The following is a 2,707-nucleotide window of genomic DNA, read 5'->3' on the forward strand; positions in this document are numbered from 1 at the left end:
AGGTAAACGTTCAGTTCGGAGCCGGAGGCGGGCTGCGGGTAGTTGTTGCCTGCCATCTTGTGGTCTTCCAGGAACTGCTTGTATTCGGCATCGTCCTTGAAGAACAGGTCGGCGGCAGCCTTGGCCTTGTGTTCGGCCTGGCGAATTTCGTTGAAGTGGACCAGGGAGTCCAGGGAACCTTCTTCGCGGTAGAAGCATTCTTGGTCGGCAAACATGGAGCCCACGGAAAGGGCTGCACCCATGGCTACGAGAACTTCGGAATGTTCAGGCACGATTGCCTGTTCATCCGTGATACCCAGACGTTCCTTAAATGCGCGTACAAGTGTCGGGTTAAAGGTCAGCGGGCCACCTTCGAAGATGACGGGCGGCTTGATTTCCATACCCTGGGCGAGGCCGCCGATGGTCTGCTTGGCGATGGCATGGAAGCTGGACAGAGCGATATCTTCCTTGGCGATACCGTTGTTCAGCATGGGCTGGATGTCGGTCTTGGCGAACACGCCGCAACGGCCGGAAATTTCGTAGACCTTCTGGCCTCGCTTGGCGAAACCTTCGAAGGCCTCGGTCTTGATGCGGAGGAGTTCTGCCACCTGGTCGATAAAGGCTCCAGTACCACCGGCGCAGACACCGTTCATACGCATGTCGCTAGCAATCAGCTTGCCTGTGGTGGGGTCCTTTTCGAAGAAGACCACCTTGGCGTCCTGGCCACCCAATTCGATGGCGACGCGGGTGTCGGGGTAGGTTGCGCGCACGGCGAGGGCGTTTGCCACCACTTCCTGGACAAAGAAGGCGTGGGTAGCATCTGCGAAGGGCTGACCGCCGCTGCCGCAGAAGGCAACTCTAAAGTTCTTGCCCGGGAAAAGACCGTGGGCTTCACGCAGCACCTCATGGACCTTCTGGGCCTGCATGGCGTTGTGGCGCTGGTATGTGTAATGCAAAAGCTTGGAGGTTTCCGGGTCAACGACGGCAATCTTAACGGTTGTAGAACCGACGTCAACACCGACCCATAAATCATTCTTCGAAATACTCATAGTGGGCGCAAAGATAGCAAATGAGACGAGAGACGAGTGGTGAAAGACGGGAGAAAGAATGCTGAAAACACAAAGTTTCTCCCCCCTTTACCCTAAAAAGGTTTTTCTATGCTTATTAAACAATTTATCTTTGTAATCATCAATCATCAATTTTCAATTGAACTCATGAACTACCTCGCTCTTGATTACGGTGAACATCGTGTTGGTGTCGCCTTTGCCGAATCCGAACTGAAATTCGCCTTTGCACGAGAAACCATCGACCAGAAGGTTACGAACCTCTGGGTTCGTTTGGATGAACTGGTAAAGGTGAATAAGGTGGATGCCTTTGTGGTGGGGATGCCCTATCACCCGGATGGTCGTACCGACGGCAAGAATGTGGTTGTGGAAAAATTTGTCCAGGACTTGAAGGTCCGTTTTCCGGGAATGCCTGTGTACACCCAGGACGAATCCTATTCAAGCGTTCAGGCCCAAGCCTGTACATCCCACTTTAGCAAGAAGAAAAAACAGAAGAACAAGGCCGTTATTGACCAACTGGCGGCACAGATTATTTTGCAGAGATGGTTGGATGAACAAGGTTAGCGGTTTTTAAAAGTAATGCCAAGAGAACTTTCATTTGTTCAAAATGTAGAACGGAGTATTTCCAAGACCTATCGTGAAAAGATATGGACTCCCTTTATCACTGCCGTCAAGAATTACAAGCTTGTAGAATCTGGCGACAAGATTGCTGTCTGCATTTCCGGTGGCAAGGATTCCATGCTGTTGGCGAAACTCATGCAGATGCTGCAACGCCATAGTGATTGCCCCTTTGAGCTGGAATTCATCGTCATGGATCCGGGTTACAACAAGGTGAACCGCGAAAAAATCGAAAGCAACGCAGCCCTTCTTGAAATTCCCATCAAGGTTTTTGAAACCAACATCTTTGATGTGACAAGCAAGATTGAAAGTTCCCCTTGCTACATCTGCGCCAAGATGCGCCGCGGACATTTGTACCGTATGGCAAAAGACCTGGGGTGCAACAAGATTGCCCTTGGTCATCATTTTTCCGATGTGATTGAAACGACGGTCCTTGCCATGTTCTATGGCAATCATCTGCAAGGGATGATGCCCAAGCTTCGCAGTCAGAATTTCGAGGGGATGACTTTGATTCGCCCCATGTACTGCATTCACGAGAACGATATCATCAATTGGCGCAAGTACAATAACCTGGAATTTATTCAGTGCGCCTGTCGTTTGTCTGAAATGGCGGAAGCTGGTGGCGAAGAGGAAAATGTCAGCAAGCGTCGTGAAATCAAGGAACTGATTAAACGGTTGAAACAGACCAATCCCAATATTGAAAAAAGTATATTCAACAGTATTCATGCTGTTTGCATTGAAACTTTCCCCGGTTACAAGGCGGAGGGTGAACAGCATAGTTTCCTGGAATGGTTTGATAACCAGTCGAAAATTATTTAAGGAGAGTCGAAAATGGAATTCATGGATCTTGTAAAGTCCCGTTACAGCTGCCGCAAGTTCAGTGACCGCGCTGTGGAAGCAGAAAAATTGAATGCTGTTCTTGAGGCGGGTCGCCTGGCACCTACGGCCATGAATCATCAGCCCTTGAAGATTTTTGTGTTGAAGTCCGCCGAGGCTCTTGCCAAGATTCGTGGCATTACCCGCATGGCTTATAACGCTCCCGTGGT

4 protein-coding genes are annotated in these 2,707 nt (G+C 50.0%); 3 read left to right on the plus strand and 1 reads right to left on the minus strand.

What is annotated here, in order from left to right:
• Window positions 1–1,028, minus strand: a 1,028-nt coding sequence (locus MJZ26_14770) for a CoA activase (GenBank protein ID MCQ2107039.1), incomplete at its 3' end; no start/stop codon positions are given.
• Window positions 1,029–1,136: 108 nt separating this feature from the next.
• Here MJZ26_14770 and ruvX point away from each other — a divergent pair.
• From ruvX to MJZ26_14785, 3 genes are all read left to right on the plus strand, one after another.
• Window positions 1,137–1,607: a Holliday junction resolvase RuvX gene (ruvX, locus tag MJZ26_14775; protein ID MCQ2107040.1), complete on the plus strand. Its 471-nt coding sequence runs from the start codon at window positions 1,137–1,139 to the stop codon at window positions 1,605–1,607.
• Window positions 1,608–1,622: 15 nt separating this feature from the next.
• Window positions 1,623–2,480, plus strand: a complete 858-nt coding sequence (locus tag MJZ26_14780; protein MCQ2107041.1) for a tRNA 2-thiocytidine biosynthesis protein TtcA — start codon at window positions 1,623–1,625, stop codon at window positions 2,478–2,480.
• Between the two features lie 12 nt (window positions 2,481–2,492).
• The coding region (locus MJZ26_14785; GenBank protein MCQ2107042.1) for a nitroreductase family protein at window positions 2,493–2,707 on the plus strand (215 nt) is incomplete at its 3' end.

The sequence above is a fragment of the Fibrobacter sp. genome (assembly GCA_024398965.1).
GTDB lineage: Bacteria > Fibrobacterota > Fibrobacteria > Fibrobacterales > Fibrobacteraceae > Fibrobacter.